Source organism: Flaviflexus salsibiostraticola (assembly GCF_003952265.1).
Taxonomy (GTDB): domain Bacteria; phylum Actinomycetota; class Actinomycetes; order Actinomycetales; family Actinomycetaceae; genus Flaviflexus; species Flaviflexus salsibiostraticola.
Window position 1 is genome coordinate 1,372,486 of record NZ_CP034438.1, and the last position, 17,221, is coordinate 1,389,706.

Below are 17,221 nucleotides of genomic sequence, written 5' to 3' on the forward strand. Positions count from 1 at the left end.
GCCGACGGCGCTGATCGAGCTCAGACAGGCCTCGAGCGTCGACTATTCGGTCGGCTCGGCGGCAGGCTCGCTCGCGGGAACGGCGCCGTCCGCACCGGTGAGGACGAACGACTGCGTCAGTGCGGGAAAGCCGACTCCGTCAACGCTGCCCTGGACGACGTAGGTGCCCGGCCTCGGGGCGGGCAGGCCCGCGTCGCAGGAGGGGGTGGATCGGCCACCCGACCACTCGACGTTGATCTGGGATGACACGTCGGGGCCGAACACGTAGAGGCGCGATCCAGCGCCGGCGGGGCAGTGCGCCGATGACCAGATCTGGTCATTGCCGGAGCTGACCTCGAGGACGAGGTGCTCGCTGCCCGCATCGAGCGAACAGGATTGGTCCGACGTGTTGGTGACCGATAGTCCGAAGGTGACGGGGTACCCGGCGATGGTGCCCGTCTGGTTGAGGACGATGTCGAGCATGCTGGGCTCGCAGGGGATGATCTCGTACGACGTGTCCTGCTCTTGAGCGATTATCCGCTCCTCGCGCTCGGCGAGCTGACCGCGCAGGAAGATTGCAACTGCGATGGTCGCGGCGATGATGACAAGGGAGACGGCGACGAGGATGATGCCGCGCCGTCGGCGCGAGCCGGCGGCCCCGAACAGCGGGGGTGTCGACGATGCGACCTTGGCCTTTGTAGTGCGGGACGTGCTCGTTGAACCGGACTCGCGGCCCTTCGATGAGCGGGTGCCGCTCGCGGCCCGCCGATCGCGTGCCCCGTCTCTGCGCGCGGAGGCCGAGCGGCGGGGCGTTCCCGGTTCGGCGCCTGCGGCCCGGCCGTCCTTGGATCGCTGGGGCCGTTTCTGCGGCTCACTCGCGCCCGCGTCCGCGCGAGCGGGGCGGCGCGCCGGCGCATCGCCGCGAGGGAGCGTCCCGGGGATCGTCGGACGCGGCTGCTTCGTGGAGCGGGGGCGCTGCTCAGAAGCGGGCGGACGTCCCCGACGTCCGCCTCCCCGATCCTGCGAATCCTTCACACTCCATAACCTAGACTCCCAGGCCGCGATCTGCAGGATTGCCACGCCCCTGTGGCACACTGGGCACGATGTTCGACGAGTTGACGGCCTGGTTCGATGCGGAGGGGCGAGACCTTCCCTGGCGGGCGCCGGGCACCCCGCCCTGGCATATCCTCATCTGCGAGGTCATGAGCCAGCAGACTCCGGTGGCTCGAGTGCTGCCGGCCTGGCTCGAGTGGACTGAGCGCTGGCCGACGCCCCGGGACCTCGCTGGAGAGAGCACCGATGAGATTCTGCGTGCGTGGAAATCCCTCGGATACCCGCGGCGCGCGCTGCGCCTGCGGGAGTGCGCGCAGACCATTGTCGATGAGCATGGCGGCGTCGTTCCATCGACGGAGGCGCAGCTCCTCGCGCTGCCCGGCATCGGCCACTACACGGCCGCCGCAGTCGTCGCCTTCGGGTTCGGAGGCCGCTCCCTCGTGCTCGACACGAATATCCGCCGAGTCATTGCCAGGCTCCACGGCGAGGCCCTGCCTCCACCCACTCTGACGAAGGGCGAGCGAGAGCGGGCCGCGGCTCTGCTCCCCGAGGACCGGGAGGAGTCGGCCGCGTGGAACGCGGGCGTGATGGAGCTCGGCGCGCTCATCTGCACCGCGCGGTCACCGCGCTGCGGAGAGTGTCCAGTCTCCGACTGGTGCGAATGGCGGCAGCAGGGGTTTCCCGCCGACCGGCATGCCCATCGGCGCAGGACACAGGCATGGGAGGGGACGATCCGTCAGGCTCGCGGGACGATCATGAAGGTGCTGCGCGACTCCGACGGCCCGGTCGAGATCACCGCCCTCAGGCAGGCGGATCCTGCGCGCGCGGACGAAGCCCTCAAGGGACTGCTCGCGGACGGTCTCATCGCGCGAAGCGGTGATTCCGTGGCCCTGCCCGGTAGCCTGGACACATGACCCCCATGTCGAATCACCGCGTCGTCCTCTGGTCGACAGCCCTTGTGCTGCTCGGACTGTTCCTCTCCGTCATCGGGCTCATTCTCCACGAGTTCACTCCGATAGTAAGAATAGAAGTGCCTGATCTTCTCGAATGGTTTGACCCACACAGCGATCGACCCCTGAACAGTCGGTCAGGTGCCGTGAGTGTTCCCGAAAGGTTCTGACTCACACTCTGATCGACCAGCGTGTCTTTCCCCGGACCTGTCGACCATTCGAGAACACTCACGGCGAGGCTTTCGCCTCGCCGTGATCATGTGACTCAAGAAGGGCCTGAACACCTTTTCTCTTTACTGTCTTGTCCAGGTTACCGGTCGATACGAAAGCACCACAAACAATGCACATCGATTGGAGAAACCTCATGACCTCACAACCTTTCATCACTGTCGTTGGTGGCGTAGACACCCACAAAGACCTGCATGTTGCTGCGGTAGTTGATCAGCACGACCGGGTACTCGCAACCGAATTCTTTCCTACGACCAGGCATGGGTACAAGCTGCTCGTGCACTGGTTACGCTCCTTCGGACAGATCGCCAGGATCGGGGTGGAATGCACCGGCACCTATGGGGCGGGCCTGTTGCGCTACCTCCACGCACAAGATATCGAAGTACTCGAAGTCACCGGCCCCGACCAAGCCCTCCGAAGGCGCAAAGGCAAAGACGACACCCTCGATGCAGAGAATGCTGCTCACGCAGCCTATGCCCGGGTGCGTGCCGTGACCCCGAAAACCCGTGACGGGCTGGTTGAATCCCTACGGGTGTTGAAAGTGTCCCGTAAAACTGCGGTCGCTGCCAGACGAGTCGCGTTACAGATGATCCGCATGAACATCGTGTCAGCACCAGACGAACTCCGTGACCAGCTGCGCACCCTGACTCGCATGAAACTCATCCGCACCCTAGCCGCATGGCGACCAGATCTCACGAAGTATCGCGATGTCACTGGCGCGTACAAGATCGCTTTGAAATCCCTTGCACGTAGGTACCTGGAACTCACTGATGAGATCGCTGATCTTGATGTCATGATCAAAAACATTGTTGATCATCTCGCCCCAGACCTCATCAAAAAACCAGCGGTCGGCTATGAGTCTGCAGCTCAGCTGCTGATCACTGCGGGAGACAACCCCGACCGGCTGACTTCAGAAGCCGCGTTCGCAGCATTGTGTGGGGCGAGCCCGATCCCGGCATCATCAGGCAAAACACACCGTCACCGGCTCAACAGGGGTGGTGACCGGCAAGCCAACTCTGCCCTGCACATCATCGCGATCGGCAGACTCAGAACCGACCCGAGAACCCAGGACTATGTGGCGAAGAAACTCTCCGAAGGGCACTCCAAAATGGAAGCCCTCAGGTGCGTGAAACGATACCTCGCACGGGAAATGTTCTACGCGCTCAAAACCAGAACCCAGGTAATCAATCAGACGCAGATTGCTGCTTGACACTTAGAAGGGCGTCCGAGGATCAGAGCTGGGCACCGGCCATCACCGCCATCGCCACGCTCGGGCTGACGCTCGGCGGCATCATCATCCTTACCCGAGGAAAAGATGAGAACCTCCAGGACTTCGCACGGGGCATGTGGAAGACGGTCGCCTTCGCCACGGCCGGTGCCATCGCGGTGGCCGCCGTCGCCGCCGCAGTCCTTCTCGAGCCGATCCTTGCCCTCATCATCGGACTCGTCGCGATTCAGGGACCCGTCGGAGCGTGGTTCCTCTCCGAACAGCTCGCGAAATGATTCGCGCACGACGCGGCCGACAGGCGACGCAGAGTGACCGGCGCTGGCTGCACTGCCCGGCCAGTTTGGCTAGCCCTCGCTGAAGGGCGCCTCGAGCTCTTTGAGCATGCGAGTGTTGCCCAGGGTGTTCGGCTTGACCCTCGCGAGTTCGAGGAACTCCGCCATGCCGTCATCGTGGGAGCGCAGCATCTCCGTGTAGACGTTCTCCCCCACCGGGGTCCCTTGAATCTCCTTGAAGCCGAGGCGCGAGAAGAACGGCACCTCGAAGGTGAGACAGAAGAGCCTCTTGAGCTCGAGGGACAGGGCTCGGGCCTCGAGCGCCCGGTAGAGTTCGGCGCCGATGCCCATTCCCTGGCATTCGGGGTCGACGGCGAGCGTGCGGATCTCTCCGATGTCCTCCCACAGGACGTGCAGGGCACCGCACCCGACAACGCGATCGTCGTCGACGGCGACGACGAACTCCTGGACATCCTCGAAGTAATCGATGAGGTCCTTGGCGATAAGAACTCGACGCTCGGTGAACGGCTCGACGAGATTGGCGATGCCGCGCACGTGCAGGGGAAGGGCTGACCGGATCGTGATCATGCGTCGTGCCTGCTCCCGCGGGCGCTCCGCTCGGTGGCCTTGCGCTGACCAGTCGACAGATCGAGCAGCTTCCACGCCGCGGCCTCGTCGATGATGAGGTCGGTGATGGCACCGGACATGAGAGCGCCGTGCAGCGGCAGAACCTTGGAGGACCCCGCCACGACGCAGATCCTTCTCGGGATCTTCCTCAGCTCAGCCGGGGTCGGGCCGGTGGCCCGCCTGTTCATCTCGATATCCTCGTACGAGCCGTCCGGCCGCAGCATGACGGTGCAGATGTCGCCGACGACTCCCTCCGCCCGGAGCGTGGCGATGTCCTTCGGTGAGAGGTACCCGCCGACGTACACGTGGGAGGCGAGCGGGGAGTTGAACGAGCCGACGCCGAAGACCGCGATGTCGGTCGTGCGCTGGAGCTCGCGGACGGCGGCCAGCGAGCGCTCGCGCCACATGGCCTCGCGCGTCTCGGCGAAGTCGAAGAAGGCCGGGACCGGGAAATGCCGCACGGTCGATCCGAACGCCTTGCCGAAGGAATCGATGATCTGGCCGGCGTAGGGGATGCCGGTGGTCGAGGAGTTGGCGGCGCCGTTGAGCTGGACAACGATCGACCCGGGCGCGGGGCGCGGCGAGAGATGGTCTGTGACCGCGGAGATCGTCGTGCCCCAGGCGACGCCGATCGTGTTGCCCGGCTGGACGAGGTCGGAGATGATCGCGCCGGCAACCGTGGCGACCGAGTCGAGCCTGCGCACATCGGTCGACGTGGGCGACACGGGGACGACGTGTGCGGTGACCCCGAAGACGTCGGAGAGACGTGCGGCGAGTGAATCTGAGTTCTCGGTCGGCGGGTGGAGGCTGATGCGGACCAGCCCCTCATCGCGAGCGAGGGAGATCAGCCTCGACACGGTCGAACGCGAGACGCCGAGCCTCCGGGCGACGGTCTCCATGGTCTCGCCCTGCACGTAGTGCAGCACCGCCGCCTCGTATGCAATCCTCCGCCGGTCCTCGGACACCCTGACTCTCCTCGCTGCTGGCTGAGGCTATGCCGCATCGCACGCCCGCTTCAGCATACGACCCAACTCTCCTCTTTGTGGACTCTGGAGCCGTTTGGCTCACCTTCAGGGGAGTTGAGGTCGAAGGGTCTCACGACGTTGCGATGAGCATCTCCTGTCATGCACGTACGTTCACATTCTATGCGATCTCTTGCAATGCCGCGACCGACTTTCGCGTATGATGTGACCACACCCACCCGGGTGCGGGACGCAACGAAGCACCCGAGTGTGTTTGGTGCGAACGGACTAGCCCTACATAATCTGAATACGGCGGTGTGCCTGCACCGCCAGCGGATGACCGTTGGTCACGCCGCATGCATGAAAGGAACTCGTCAACGATGACCGAGAAGAAATACGTACTAGCCATTGACCAGGGAACCACCTCTTCCCGCGCTATCGTTTTCAACCATGCGGGTGAGATCGTGTCGGTCGGCCAGCTCGAGCACGAGCAGATCTTCCCCCGTCCGGGCTGGGTCGAGCACGACCCGATCGAGATCCGAGACAACATCCGTGAGGTGATTGGGCAGGCCCTCGGCAAGGCTGATATCAACCGCCACGAGATCGCTGCCGTCGGCATCACCAACCAGCGCGAGACCGCCGTCGTGTGGGACAAGAACACCGGCCTGCCGGTCTACAACGCGATCGTCTGGCAGGACACCCGCACCGACAAGATCGTCCGCGAGCTCGGCGGCGACGAGGGCGCCGAGAAGTACAAGGAGCTCGTCGGCCTCCCGCTGGCGACATACTTCTCCGGCCCGAAGATCAAGTGGATCCTCGACAACGTTGAGGGCGCACGCGAGAAGGCTGAGGCGGGCGACCTGCTCTTCGGCAACACCGACTCCTGGGTTCTCTGGAACCTGACCGGCGGCGTTGACGGCGGCGTTCACGTGACCGACGTGACGAATGCCTCCCGCACCATGCTCATGGACGTCCGCGAGCTCAAGTGGGACGAGGGCGTCTGCCAGGACATGACGATCCCGATGTCGATGCTCCCCGAGATCAAGTCCTCCTCCGAGGTCTACGGCTACGGCGCCAAGAACACCCTCATCATCGACACCCCGATCTCGGGCGTGCTCGGCGATCAGCAGGCAGCCACCTTCGGCCAGGCCTGCTTCGAGAAGGGCATGGCGAAGAACACCTACGGCACCGGTAACTTCATGCTCATCAACACCGGCCAGGAGGCTGTCAACTCGAAGAACGGCCTGCTCACCACCGTGTGCTACAAGATCGGCGATGCGCCGGCCGTGTACGCACTCGAGGGTTCGATCGCCGTCACCGGTTCGCTCGTCCAGTGGCTGCGCGACAACCTCAACATGATCTCCTCCGCACCGGAGATCGAGACCCTGGCTGAGACCGTGGAGGATAACGGCGGCGTCTACGTCGTTCCCGCCTTCTCCGGCCTTTTCGCCCCGTACTGGAAGGACGACGCTCGCGGCGCGATCGTCGGCCTGACCCGCTTCAACAACAAGGGCCACATCGCCCGCGCTGTTCTTGAGGCGACTGCCTTCCAGACCGCCGAGGTCCTCGAGGCCATGAACCTCGACTCGGGCGTCGATCTCGAGGAGCTCCGCGTCGACGGCGGCATGATCGCCAACGATGCGCTCATGCAGTTCCAGGCCGACATCCTCGGCGTGGACGTCGTGGCACCCAAGGTTGCTGAGACGACTGCTCTCGGCGCCGCCTACGCGGCCGGCATCGCCGTCGGCTTCTGGGAGGGCGAGCAGGACGTCATCGACAACTGGCAGGAGGGCAGGCGCTGGTCGCCGAACATGGATGAGAACGAGCGCGCTCGTCAGATGCGTCTCTGGAAGAAGGCTGTCACGCGCACCTTCGACTGGGTCGACGAAGACGTCACCAACGCCTGATCCATCTCCAGTCCACTGACTGACCTGTGGGGCCCAAGCTGATGTGAACTGCTCCCCAGAAGTTGGACTGAGAAATCAGTTCCAATGTTCTGGGGAGCAGTGTCATGGATCCACGTAGTTCGTTGAGTGAGTGCCAGCGCGAACAGCTGGTGGCACTTTTTGAGTCAGGGATGGGTAATCGCGCTGCGGCGACGAGCTTGGGCCTGACGAGGAATGCCGTTCGCCGTCTGGAGCAGCGATGGAAGCTCCATGGAAGACTATGCCTTGTGGAGAAACCAACGAATCAGGCGTACTCCTTCGAGGTGAAGAAGGAAGTCGTCGACCGCTTCCTTGCGGGCGAGACTGCCATGGATCTCGCGGCTGAGTTCAATCTCAACTCCAAGGTTATGGTGCATAACTGGGCGAGGATCTGGCGGCGCGAGGGTGATGATGGCCTGCGACCAAAACGTAAAGGCCGGCCCCCACGCACTGATTCGAAGCCGTTGACTGAAGAGGAACAGCTGCGCCGCCGAGTGCAGTTCCTCGAGGCGGAGAATGCGTACCTAAAAAAATTGCGGGACTTGAAGGATCACGGACACGCCTGAGGGTCCAGGCGATCTCCTCCCTCAAGTCCATCCACGATCTGACCGACCTGCTGACAGCGGCTGGGGTTGCTCGGTCGACCTACTACTATCACGCAGCCAAACTAGACCAGCCCGACAAGCATGCTGAGCTGAAGGCCGAGATCGCTGTCCTGTTCACGAAGAACAAGAAGCGCTACGGCTACCGGCGTATCCGTCTAGCCCTTTGCAGACAAGGTTGGCGTGTGAGTAAGAAGCTTGTGCTCGCGCTGATGCGCCAGCTCGGCTTGAAATCGAAAGTCCGGATCCGTCGCACGTACCACTCCTACCAGGGCCATGTCAGTCGTATCGCCCCCAATGTATTGGCCCGTGACTTCACCGCGCAGGCGCCCGGGCAGAAGCTGGTCAGCGATGTCACGGAGTTCCGTGTCGCCAACCGGAAGCTCTACCTTTCACCGATCTTGGATCTGTATGATCACACGGTCGTGGCCCACACCATGTCGACCTCCCCTTCGACTGCGCTCACGTCTGAGAGCCTGAAGCTCGCACTGGCGACGTGTCAGCCCGGGCCGGGAGTGATCGTGCATACCGATCAGGGTTTCCAATACCAGCACTCCAGCTGGCGCAAGCTGATCGAGGAGAACAAGGCAGTGCAGTCGATGTCTCGCAAGGGCAACTGCTACGACAACTCCGTCATGGAGAACTTCTTCGGACATCTCAAAGCTGAGATGTACCACGGTGAACACTTCAACTCCGTCGAAGAGCTCACCACCGAAATCGACACATACATCGACTGGTACAACACCGAACGAATCCAGGAACGACTGGGGGGCATGACCCCGATGCAATATCGAAGCCATGCCCCCCAGACGTCAACGGCCTAGTCTTAAACCAGTCCAACTTACGGGGACCAGTTCAATGTGAACTGGGCCCCACAGCTGTACAGACCTCACGACCACGTCGCGCTATCAGGGTCGACTCCGTGACCGCGAGCGTTCTCCTCGATCACCTGCCGAAGCCACTGGGCAAGGCCAGGCGCTCGATCATCGTAGTGGGCTCGAAAACGCGGATCGTCTGTATACATGCGGGCCAGGATCACCTGATTCGAGTGACCAGCCTCCATCCACTGATTGAGCCACCGCAGGTGTGCCTCCGCGAGTTCGTTCGCCCGATCCTCACCGGGCTCGATGCCCGCGCGACAGGCCTCGGCGAGCGCCTCGTCCAGGGCGTCGACGTCGACCTTGGCGGCTGTCCAGTCCGCCGCCGTCATCTCCGCGACTCGCTCTGCCGACTTCCGCCACTCCGCGGTTCCTCCCCACCGCTCCTCCGCCTCGTCCTCCCATCGCGGATCCCATCCGCTCCCGAGGATCGCGGCGCGCTCCTCAGCACTGATCTTCCTGCCCATCGTCGTCTCCTTCATCAACTTGTCGACTGCGGAGACCTTCTCCTGCAGATGAGAGATGCGTGCGAGCAGCTTCCGGCGCTGCCCCGCGAGATGCCGACCGGTGTCGGGATCAGCCAGAGCCTCGCCGATGTGGGACAGCGACATCCCTGTCTCCCGATAGAGCAGGACATGATGCAGCCGCTCCATGTCCTGCTCCGAGTAGAGCCGGTACCCGCCGCTCGACCGCCCGTTCGGCACGACCAGGCCAATCTCGTGCCAGTAATGCAGAGCCCGCACGCTGACACCGAGAAGCTCTGCCGCCGCTCCCACCGTCCACTCCCGCTGTTCTCTCACACTCATAGGATCAAGCCTGACGCCGCGTCAGAGTCAAGACAAGCAGGCTGCCGTGTTTCAACCAGTCCCCCGCCTCACGTGAAGGAGCACCGGCCGATCATTCTGCCCCCGGACGGGGCTGGCGAGTGGACTTGGTCCCTTCTTGCCGGGAACCCTGTTGAGGGAGATCGGGGAATGGGACGATGAGGTGAGTCTGATGAGAAGGAGCCGCCGTGGCGTGGGACGCCTACATCTTTGATCTTGATGGAACACTGACGCCTGCAGGGGCCGATGCCGAAGGCGACGCTCTTGAAGCGCTGGCCGCACTGTCGGCCACGAGCGCAGAGATCATCATTGCGACGGGCCGGACGCTCAATGCGGGCGTCGCCGTTCTGGAGGGCGCGGGCATACCCGGCTACGTCATCGCCTCGAACGGTGGCATCATCTCCCGCGAGCCGGGCGGCGAGATCCTCAAGCGCACGATCATGGCCGATGAGATGATCGCGGAACTCGTGCGGATCGGACGCAGGCCAGGCATCGACATTGCGCTGTTCCGCTCCCACGATCTCGTCATGGAACGACCGGGCAGGGCCGCCGACCACACGAGGAACGGCAACTCGCAGGTCGACATCAGTTTCGAGCCGATCGACGATGCTGACTGGAGCGATGTCCTCAAGGTCATGTACTGGGCTGATCCCGATGTCATGGCGGAGCACATTCCCCACATGACGGCGGCGCAGCCCGGGATCGTTCAGTCGATGGACACGGTGGCAGAGATGTCGACCCCCGGCGCCGCGAAGGAGGATGCTCTGGGGTGGCTCGCCGATCATCTCCGGCTTGATCTCAGGCGCTGCCTGGGGATCGGGGATTCTGGCAACGACCTTGGATGGCTCCCCCTCGTCGGCCATTCGGTCGCTCCGGATAACGCCACTCCTGCCGTCAAGCAGGCTGTACATGAAGTCATCGGCTCCCAGGAATCAGGGGCCGTCGTGACGTACATCGACGAGCTCGCGCGGGAGCGGCAGGCGAGAGCGGCCGGCTGAGTTCGACAGCTGCGCGATCATGTTGCATGAGCAGATACGTGGAGGGGGTCCTGCTGTGAAGCAGAACCCCCTCCATTGCCCTAGGGCTCCTAGCCGTTCTTCCTATCGTGGATTCGACGCTGGAACTCCTTGAGTCGCGCCATGACGTCGTTGGCACCGCGACCGAAGTAGTCGTGGAGCGTCACATACTCCTCGTAGAGCAGATCGTACTTCTGAGCGGCATCCTCATTGGGGACATAGGCGTGCTCGATCTTTGACCCCATGTTCTTAGCTGCTGCGTAGACGTCAGGATATGCACCTGCCGCGACCGCACCATAGATGGCGGCTCCTAGTGAGCCTGCCAGCTTCGACCCTGAGATGGACAGCGGAATGCGTGTGATATCCGCGTACATCTGCATGAGAACCTTATTCTTCAGCAGGCCACCCGCCGCGACGATCTCGTTGATCTCGACACCATGGTCCAGGAAGTTCTCGATGATGACGCGAAGACCGAAACCGGTCGCCTCAAGGTAAGCCCTGTAGATGTCTTCAGGTCTCGTATTGAGTGTCATCCCCAGAAGCGTGCCGGAGAGATTCGCGTTGTTGAGAATGGAGCGGTTTCCGTTGTGCCAGTCCAGTGCGAGCAGACCGTGCTCTCCAACTTCTTGGTCTGCTCCCTTCTCAGTAAGGAGCTCGTGGACGGAGATCCCTCGACGGTTCGCCTCGTTCTGATACTCGCCGGGAACGATATTGTCGACGATCCAGGCAAAGATATCCCCGACGCCCGTCTGGCCACCTTCGTAGCCCCAGAGCCCCGCAGAGATACCGCCATTGGTGATCCCGAAGACGCCTGGGATGTCCCTGGCGGTTTCGCCGTTGACGATGTAGACGTTCGACGTGCCCATGATCGCCGTCATCTGTCCCGGCTCCACCGCCTGCGCAGCGGGGGCGGTGACGTGTGCATCAATCTGACCGACGGCCACTGCGATGCCGGCCGGAAGACCGAGAGCGTCGGCCATCTCTTCCGTCAGATCGCCCGCGCGCTCGCCGAGCTGCATGACCGGTGCATCAAACTTGTCCGCGATGAAGCGACGAAACTTCGGGTTGAGTTCCGCGAAGTACTCCTCTGAGGGGTACTGATCGTTCTGCCGAAGAGCCTTGTAACCCGCTGGGGCGGCAGAGTGGACGAGCGTTCCGCTCAGCTGCCAGACGATCCAGTCGACTGCCTCGACGTAGTAGTCCATCGCCTCGTACACATCAGGCGCCTTCTCAAGCGTCTCCAGCGCCTTGGGAAGAACGATCTCCGACGAGAGCCGCCCACCATAACGACCCAGCCACATCTCACCGCGGGCCTCTGCTATGGCGATTGCGCGCTCTGCCTGTTCAGTTCCACCGTGATGCTTCCACATCTTCACGTAGGCGTGCGGGTTGTTCTTGAACTCGTCCGACTCACACAGTGGGATGCCGTCCTCGTCGGTCGGCAGACATGATGCCGACGTGAAGTCCGTGCCAATGCCGATGATGTCGTTCGCGTCGACCTTTGCCTCTGCAACGGCTTCCGGGACGACAGACTTGAGGACCTCTATATAGTCCGAGGGAACCTGGAGGGCGAAATCGGGCGGGAGCGGCTGGTCGTCTCCAGCAGTCAACGTCCTGTCCATCACGCCGTGGGGATATTCCATGACAGAGCTGCCAAGCTCCATGCCATCGGAGACGCGGACAACGGTTGCGCGCCCGGATAAGGTTCCGAAGTCAACGCCGACTACATACTTCTCGTTCATATGATCACCTTTGATCTTGGGTTAAGAAAAAAACTCGTGTGTGCAGGTGGACTGTCGTTAAAGGGGTCGCTCACCACCACCTTTCTCCCTCGCGCGACCGGGTACCGCGGTGCTCCATGGAGCACCCTCAGAAGGTGCCCCATGGAACCCGTGTCAGAGTGTGTCGAGCACCTTCTGCGTGCCGGAGAGGCCGAGGCGGCTCGCACCGGCCTCGATGAGCTCGGCGGCGAACCTGCCGTCGCGGATGCCGCCGGATGCCTTGACTCCGATGTCGGGGCCGACCGTCTCACGCATGAGCCTGATGGCCTCCACAGATGCTCCGCCGGCCTTGTGGTAGCCGGTCGATGTCTTGACGTAATCAGCCTTGGCTGCGACTGATGCCCTGCAGGCTGCGACGATCTCATCGTCGGTCAGCGCTGCAGACTCGATGATGACCTTGAGGAGAACGTTCGGCGCCGCGTCGCGCACCGCCTGAATCTCGTTCTGGATGTAGTCGAAGTCGCCCTCCTTCGCCTTGCCGACGTTGATGACCATGTCGATCTCGTCGACGCCGGCCTCAGCAAGCTCCTTCGCCTCCGCGGCCTTGACCGAGGCGCTGTGTGCGCCCGAGGGGAAGCCGCAGACGGCTGCGACCTTGACGGTTGTTTCCCTCGGGAGGGGGATCTGGGTCGGGGAGACGCAGACAGAGAACGTGCCGAGCCGCTCCGCTTCGTCGAGCAGAGCCAGCACGTCCTCCTTCGTTGCCTCGGGTGCGAGCAGAGTGTGATCGACGATGCCGACGACGTCCTGGGGGTTCATGGTTTCTCCATTTCCTGGCGGCACATGGACCGCCGTGTTTCTCAGTGTGAATAGCCTGTCACGGATGGTGCACTCATTCGTGCCCCTCGGGCACATCGTCGAGGATCTGCTGCGCGATGTTGGACTCCGTGACCAAGACCGTGCACAGCCCCGCATAGAGCACTGCCCTGGTCATCTCGCTCTTCTCCTCGCCGACCGCCACGGCGATCGACCGAGGCACGCGGGCAAGCGCCTCGAGTCCAAGGCCGATCGTGCGCTGGTCGAGCTCGAAGTCGACGACACGTCCGAACCGGTCGATGAAGTGGCCGAGGATGTCGCCGATTGCTCCGGCACCGCTGAGTTCGACCAGTTCATCGGCAGTGATGCAATCGGTCGTCACGAGGACCGACTGGGGCGAGAGAACCCCAATCGAGTAGACAGCCACGTCCGCCCTGCCTGCGAGATGCAGGGTGCCTGCGACCTGCCGGTCGGCCCGCAGGCGATGGGCGAGCTCCCGGTCCTGCACGATGGCCGAGGCCGGCAGGAGCGCGGTCCGAGGATCACGCGACTTGCCGGCAATCATGCGGATGATGCTCCCGGCATCGACCGTGTCGCGCAGGGAGCTGGCGCCACCATTGAGTTGGACGATCGTTGGACGGTTGAATGCACCCTCGGGAAGGCACTCTGCGATCGCAGCAAGAGTGTGGCCCCACGAGACCCCGATGATGTCGGGGCCCGGACGCATCTCGAGCAGATAGTCCGCAGCGGCCTGCCCAACGAGATCCATGGTGGCCGCATTGGTCGGCTGACTCTCGACAACGACAGCTTCCGGCAGATCGAAGCGGCTTGTCAGGCGCTGCTCAAGGTCACGCCTCCGCGAGTGCGGATGGTGGATCTTGATCTCGACAAGGCCCGATTGACGGGCCTCCTCGAGCAGACGCCCCACCTTCCAGCGGCTGACGCGGAGCTTATCCGCCACATCGGACTGCAGAAGCCCGTCGTTGTAATACAGCTCCGCCGCACGCACCATGGCGTGCTCATGCTCCGCGCTTCCGCTCCTCATCAGTTCGTCGGAAGGTCCGCTCCGTTGGGCAGGAACAGCACCTTTGAGGAGTGAATGGTCCGCTCCGACATCGCTCGGATCGTGTCTGCGACCTTCTCCAGCGGCTCCTCGTGCGTGATCATGAATTCCCACGTGAGATTGCCGTTGGCCATGTGCTCGAGAGTGGTCGTCCACTCCGAACCGGGGAACGGTGCGCTGAAGGAGTTCCAGGACCCGCGAATGTTGATCTCGAGCCGCATGAGCCGCGCCCAGTTCGCAGCGGAGATCTCAACCGGAGCGTTGGGGATGCCGATGAGGGTGACATCGCCATGACGGGCGGTGATTCCAACGGACTGATCAGCGACCGCCGGGACGCCTGTCGTCTCGACGACGACATCGAAACCGGTGCCGACGATGGCCTCGAGCTCCTCCGTCGATGACACGGCAGTGGTCGCTCCGGCTTCGAGTGCGAGCTTTGACTTCTCGTCGGACACGTCGACGGAGACGATCTCGGTCGCTCCCATGATTCGGGCCCACTGAATCGAGAAGAGCCCGATCGGACCGCCGCCGCCCATGACCGCCACCCGGGAGCCGGCGGTGAGCTTCGTGCGCCAGATGGCGTGGAGGGCGATCGCGGCAGGATCAACCATGGCGGCCGCGCGAGCATCGAGCCCGGCGGGGACCTTGAGCAGAAGGTTGGCGGGGCCGGCTACATATTCCGCGTAGGCACCGTTGCGGCGGGAGCCGTAGTAGTCGTAGTCCTCGCACAGCGAGTAGTGCCCCTGGACGCAGGGCTCGCACGCGAAGCAGGGCAGCATCGGCGGAACGGAGACGAGGTCACCGACCTCGAAGCCCTCGACACCCTCGCCGATCTCATCGATGTAGGCGGAGAATTCGTGACCCGTCACGAGAGGAAGCTTGTGCGGGCCCTTTTTGTACATCCTGTCCAGATCAGAGCCGCACACGCCGCATGCGGCGACCTTCATGACCACCTCGCCGGGACCCGCCGTGGGCTTCTCGATCTCCTCCAGGCGGACATCGCCGACTCCGTGCATAACGACGGCCTTCATCATGGACATTTCTCTCTCCTTCGCGTCGACTCAGATCGACTCAGCAATTTCTCTCAACATACGACAGTCTCCACAGCGAAACAACGTAAATTGCATAGTCCTACATATGAGCAGAATGGGGCAACAAATGTAGGCGAATCCTGGCTTTGTGACGCCTCCCGTTCCGGATATAGTCGGATGATGGCTGAAAGATTGAACGGTTCCCTCCCTGAGAACATCGGCGACATCGAGGTCGCCGTCTTCGACATCGATGGCACATTGTCAGATGACAAGTCCCGCGTCTCCGACCGGACGGTGGCGGCGCTGCGCGACCTCAGCGACGCTGGCGTCCACGTCGTGCTCGCATCCGGCCGCATCGCCCCCGCCATGCGGAAGCTCTTCGTCCGAATGGAGAGGGACGGCTTCATCATCGGGTGCAATGGCGCGATCACAGTCCACACCGATCATGACGATGTCATCGGGTCGCACCCCGTCGACGACGACATGTACGGGTCGGTCATCGAATTCGGTCGAGACGAGAACCTCGAAACCGTCATCTTCGGCGTCCACGACCTCTTCACGGAAGATGACGGCAACGCGAGGGTGCTCCTCCAAGGCCCCAACGAGGGGCTCGTCCCGATCCTGACCGATCTCGAGACGCTGGAGCGCGAGAACCGGCTCAAGGTCATGTACTACGTGGACCCGGATCGCACGGACGGGGTGGTCGACCGGCTGCGGGATCGATTCCCCAGCACCGTCCAGACCCTGCCGGAGTTCTACGAGCTCACCCATGCGGAGGTCGACAAGTGGACCGGCCTCCAGCCCATCCTCGAGGAACTGGGGGCCAGCCCGAGCACGACGCTCGGGGTCGGCGACTCCGAGAACGACCTCTCCTGGCTGCCCAACGTCGGCATCTCCGTCGCCATGGGCAATGCCTATCCCTCCGTCAAGGACGCGTGCGATTACGAGATCGGAAACAACGACGACGATGCTGTGGCCGATCTCGCCTCGCGGTGGGCCGCACACCTCGGCTGAGCACACACAGCAACTGGCGGGCAGGGGCCGGCAACGGGCCGCCCCTCGGTCCGCTCGAGCCCCCCCTTTGACGTCCATCCCACGGGCCGAGAGGGATCTCACCGGATCCCGCCGCACCGTTTCGGTATGGTCGAGATATGCCTATCTCGATGGACGATTCTCTGCCCGATAACATCGGCGAATTCCGCGCGGCGGTCTTCGACGTCGACGGAACGCTCGCCCGGGACGATTCCCAGATCTCGGACCGCACGATCGAGGCGCTGGCCCGCCTGGCCGACACGGGCGTCGACATCATCATCGCGACGGGGCGCACGGCCCCTGCTGCCGTCTCGATCCTGCACAGGGTGGGCGTGTCCGGCTACGCGATCGCCTGCAATGGCGCCATCACCGTTCACACCGATCAGGACGAGCCCGTCTCGACCATGCCCATCCGCGACGAGGTGTTCGATGCCGCGGTCGAGTACTGCCGTTCGGCCGATGTCCAGGTCGCCATCTTCACCCCGACCGCTCTCCACTGCGATCGCCAGGCCGAGGCCTGGCACTTCCTCCACGAATCCAATGAGGGCATGATCCCTCACGTCGCCGACCCGACGAGCGTTCCCCAGCGCGATCGCCTCAAGTTCATGATCTACGTGAGTCGCGAGCAGGACCCGATCGTCGGCCCCGAGCTTCGTCGCCGCTTCCCCGCGGTCATGAAGACACTTCCCGAGTACTACGAGATCAACGAGCCGGGCGTCGACAAGTGGGTCGGCGTCGAGGCCGCGCTCAACGACCTCGGAATTGCCCCCGAGGAGGCGCTCGGCATGGGCGACTCCGAGAATGATCTGTCATGGCTGCCGAGGATCGGGATGCCGATCGCCATGGGCAACGCCTTCGATTCCGTCAAGGCTGAGTGCCGTTACCAGATCGGTGGCAATGAGGAGGACCGGGCGGCCGCCTTCATCGAACGCTGGGCGGACCACCGGGAGATGGCCGGTCTCGCTGAGCCGGTCGACAACATCGCCTGACAGCGCCCCTGATGACGTATGGCCC

Annotated in this window: 15 protein-coding genes and 1 pseudogene; 8 read left to right on the top strand and 8 right to left on the bottom strand. The window is 63.2% G+C overall.

Features of this window, described 5'->3' with window-relative positions; translation table 11 throughout:
• Window positions 1–42 precede the first annotated feature (42 nt).
• Entirely contained in the window at window positions 43–1,014 is a 972-nt protein-coding gene (locus EJO69_RS06365) for a hypothetical protein (RefSeq protein WP_126040318.1), read from the bottom strand.
• Between the two features lie 68 nt (window positions 1,015–1,082).
• Between EJO69_RS06365 and EJO69_RS06370 the strand changes: the two genes are divergently transcribed.
• The 3 genes from EJO69_RS06370 to EJO69_RS06380 all read left to right on the top strand — a co-directional run bounded on the left by EJO69_RS06370 (window position 1,083) and on the right by EJO69_RS06380 (window position 3,713).
• Entirely contained in the window at window positions 1,083–1,946 is an 864-nt protein-coding gene (locus tag EJO69_RS06370; protein ID WP_126040320.1) for an HhH-GPD family protein, read from the top strand.
• 400 nt (window positions 1,947–2,346) lie between these two features.
• Window positions 2,347–3,420: an IS110 family RNA-guided transposase gene (locus tag EJO69_RS06375; RefSeq protein ID WP_126042269.1), complete on the top strand. Its 1,074-nt coding sequence runs from the start codon at window positions 2,347–2,349 to the stop codon at window positions 3,418–3,420.
• Complete coding sequence (locus EJO69_RS06380; RefSeq protein ID WP_126040322.1) at window positions 3,417–3,713, top strand: hypothetical protein; 297 nt, start codon at window positions 3,417–3,419, stop codon at window positions 3,711–3,713. Before EJO69_RS06375 ends, EJO69_RS06380 begins: the two co-directional genes overlap by 4 nt.
• A gap of 69 nt (window positions 3,714–3,782) precedes the next feature.
• On the opposite strand, the gene EJO69_RS06385 is transcribed toward EJO69_RS06380, so the two are convergent.
• Together EJO69_RS06385 and EJO69_RS06390 are read right to left on the bottom strand one after the other, a co-directional pair.
• Window positions 3,783–4,298 carry an amino-acid N-acetyltransferase gene (locus tag EJO69_RS06385; protein ID WP_126040324.1) on the bottom strand — a complete coding sequence of 172 codons (516 nt, stop codon included), beginning with the start codon at window positions 4,296–4,298 and terminating at the stop codon, window positions 3,783–3,785.
• Window positions 4,295–5,302 carry a sugar-binding transcriptional regulator gene (locus EJO69_RS06390; protein ID WP_281272832.1) on the bottom strand — a complete coding sequence of 336 codons (1,008 nt, stop codon included), beginning with the start codon at window positions 5,300–5,302 and terminating at the stop codon, window positions 4,295–4,297. The genes EJO69_RS06385 and EJO69_RS06390 overlap by 4 nt, the downstream gene beginning before the upstream one ends.
• Window positions 5,303–5,679: 377 nt before the next feature.
• On the opposite strand from EJO69_RS06390, the gene glpK reads away from it, so the two are divergent.
• The gene (glpK, locus tag EJO69_RS06395) at window positions 5,680–7,206 is read left to right on the top strand and encodes a glycerol kinase GlpK (protein ID WP_211331370.1); all 1,527 of its coding nucleotides are present in this window, start codon (window positions 5,680–5,682) and stop codon (window positions 7,204–7,206) included.
• A 257-nt stretch (window positions 7,207–7,463) separates the two neighbouring features.
• Window positions 7,464–8,650, top strand: a pseudogene (locus EJO69_RS06400) (IS3 family transposase); the annotation flags it as partial.
• A gap of 65 nt (window positions 8,651–8,715) precedes the next feature.
• On the opposite strand, the gene EJO69_RS06405 reads toward EJO69_RS06400, so the two are convergent.
• The gene (locus EJO69_RS06405; protein WP_126040328.1) at window positions 8,716–9,510 is read right to left on the bottom strand and encodes a MerR family transcriptional regulator; all 795 of its coding nucleotides are present in this window, start codon (window positions 9,508–9,510) and stop codon (window positions 8,716–8,718) included.
• A 206-nt stretch (window positions 9,511–9,716) separates the two neighbouring features.
• Between EJO69_RS06405 and EJO69_RS06410 the strand changes: the two genes are divergently transcribed.
• Window positions 9,717–10,526, top strand: coding sequence for an HAD hydrolase family protein (locus tag EJO69_RS06410; protein ID WP_126040330.1), 810 nt, complete (start codon window positions 9,717–9,719; stop codon window positions 10,524–10,526).
• A gap of 89 nt (window positions 10,527–10,615) precedes the next feature.
• On the opposite strand, the gene EJO69_RS06415 is transcribed toward EJO69_RS06410, so the two are convergent.
• The 4 genes from EJO69_RS06415 to EJO69_RS06430 all read right to left on the bottom strand — a co-directional run bounded on the left by EJO69_RS06415 (window position 10,616) and on the right by EJO69_RS06430 (window position 15,184).
• A complete protein-coding gene (locus EJO69_RS06415) occupies window positions 10,616–12,286 on the bottom strand; it encodes a ribulokinase (protein WP_126040332.1) in 1,671 nt (556 codons plus the stop codon).
• 153 nt (window positions 12,287–12,439) lie between these two features.
• Entirely contained in the window at window positions 12,440–13,084 is a 645-nt protein-coding gene (gene deoC, locus EJO69_RS06420; protein ID WP_126040334.1) for a deoxyribose-phosphate aldolase, read from the bottom strand.
• A 73-nt stretch (window positions 13,085–13,157) separates the two neighbouring features.
• Window positions 13,158–14,126 carry a sugar-binding transcriptional regulator gene (locus EJO69_RS06425; protein WP_126040336.1) on the bottom strand — a complete coding sequence of 323 codons (969 nt, stop codon included), beginning with the start codon at window positions 14,124–14,126 and terminating at the stop codon, window positions 13,158–13,160.
• Window positions 14,126–15,184 carry a galactitol-1-phosphate 5-dehydrogenase gene (locus tag EJO69_RS06430; RefSeq protein WP_126040338.1) on the bottom strand — a complete coding sequence of 353 codons (1,059 nt, stop codon included), beginning with the start codon at window positions 15,182–15,184 and terminating at the stop codon, window positions 14,126–14,128. The genes EJO69_RS06425 and EJO69_RS06430 overlap by 1 nt, the downstream gene beginning before the upstream one ends.
• Before the next feature lie 171 nt (window positions 15,185–15,355).
• Between EJO69_RS06430 and EJO69_RS06435 the strand changes: the two genes are divergently transcribed.
• Together EJO69_RS06435 and EJO69_RS06440 are read left to right on the top strand one after the other, a co-directional pair.
• Window positions 15,356–16,189: an HAD family hydrolase gene (locus EJO69_RS06435; protein WP_164519887.1), complete on the top strand. Its 834-nt coding sequence runs from the start codon at window positions 15,356–15,358 to the stop codon at window positions 16,187–16,189.
• A gap of 137 nt (window positions 16,190–16,326) precedes the next feature.
• Window positions 16,327–17,196, top strand: coding sequence for an HAD family hydrolase (locus EJO69_RS06440; protein WP_126040342.1), 870 nt, complete (start codon window positions 16,327–16,329; stop codon window positions 17,194–17,196).
• Window positions 17,197–17,221 lie beyond the last annotated feature (25 nt).

Bases quoted from the DNA above. Each gene is read 5' to 3' on its own strand.
- deoC (WP_126040334.1), bottom strand. From the start codon at position 13,084: ATGAACCCCCAGGACGTCGTCGGCATCGTCGATCACACTCTGCTCGCA.
- EJO69_RS06375 (WP_126042269.1), top strand. From the start codon at position 2,347: ATGACCTCACAACCTTTCATCACTGTCGTTGGTGGCGTAGACACCCAC.
- EJO69_RS06370 (WP_126040320.1), top strand. From the start codon at position 1,083: ATGTTCGACGAGTTGACGGCCTGGTTCGATGCGGAGGGGCGAGACCTT.
- EJO69_RS06440 (WP_126040342.1), top strand. From the start codon at position 16,327: ATGCCTATCTCGATGGACGATTCTCTGCCCGATAACATCGGCGAATTC.
- EJO69_RS06415 (WP_126040332.1), bottom strand. From the start codon at position 12,286: ATGAACGAGAAGTATGTAGTCGGCGTTGACTTCGGAACCTTATCCGGG.
- EJO69_RS06425 (WP_126040336.1), bottom strand. From the start codon at position 14,126: ATGAGGAGCGGAAGCGCGGAGCATGAGCACGCCATGGTGCGTGCGGCG.
- EJO69_RS06435 (WP_164519887.1), top strand. From the start codon at position 15,356: ATGGCTGAAAGATTGAACGGTTCCCTCCCTGAGAACATCGGCGACATC.
- glpK (WP_211331370.1), top strand. From the start codon at position 5,680: ATGACCGAGAAGAAATACGTACTAGCCATTGACCAGGGAACCACCTCT.
- EJO69_RS06405 (WP_126040328.1), bottom strand. From the start codon at position 9,510: ATGAGTGTGAGAGAACAGCGGGAGTGGACGGTGGGAGCGGCGGCAGAG.
- EJO69_RS06430 (WP_126040338.1), bottom strand. From the start codon at position 15,184: ATGTCCATGATGAAGGCCGTCGTTATGCACGGAGTCGGCGATGTCCGC.
- EJO69_RS06385 (WP_126040324.1), bottom strand. From the start codon at position 4,298: ATGATCACGATCCGGTCAGCCCTTCCCCTGCACGTGCGCGGCATCGCC.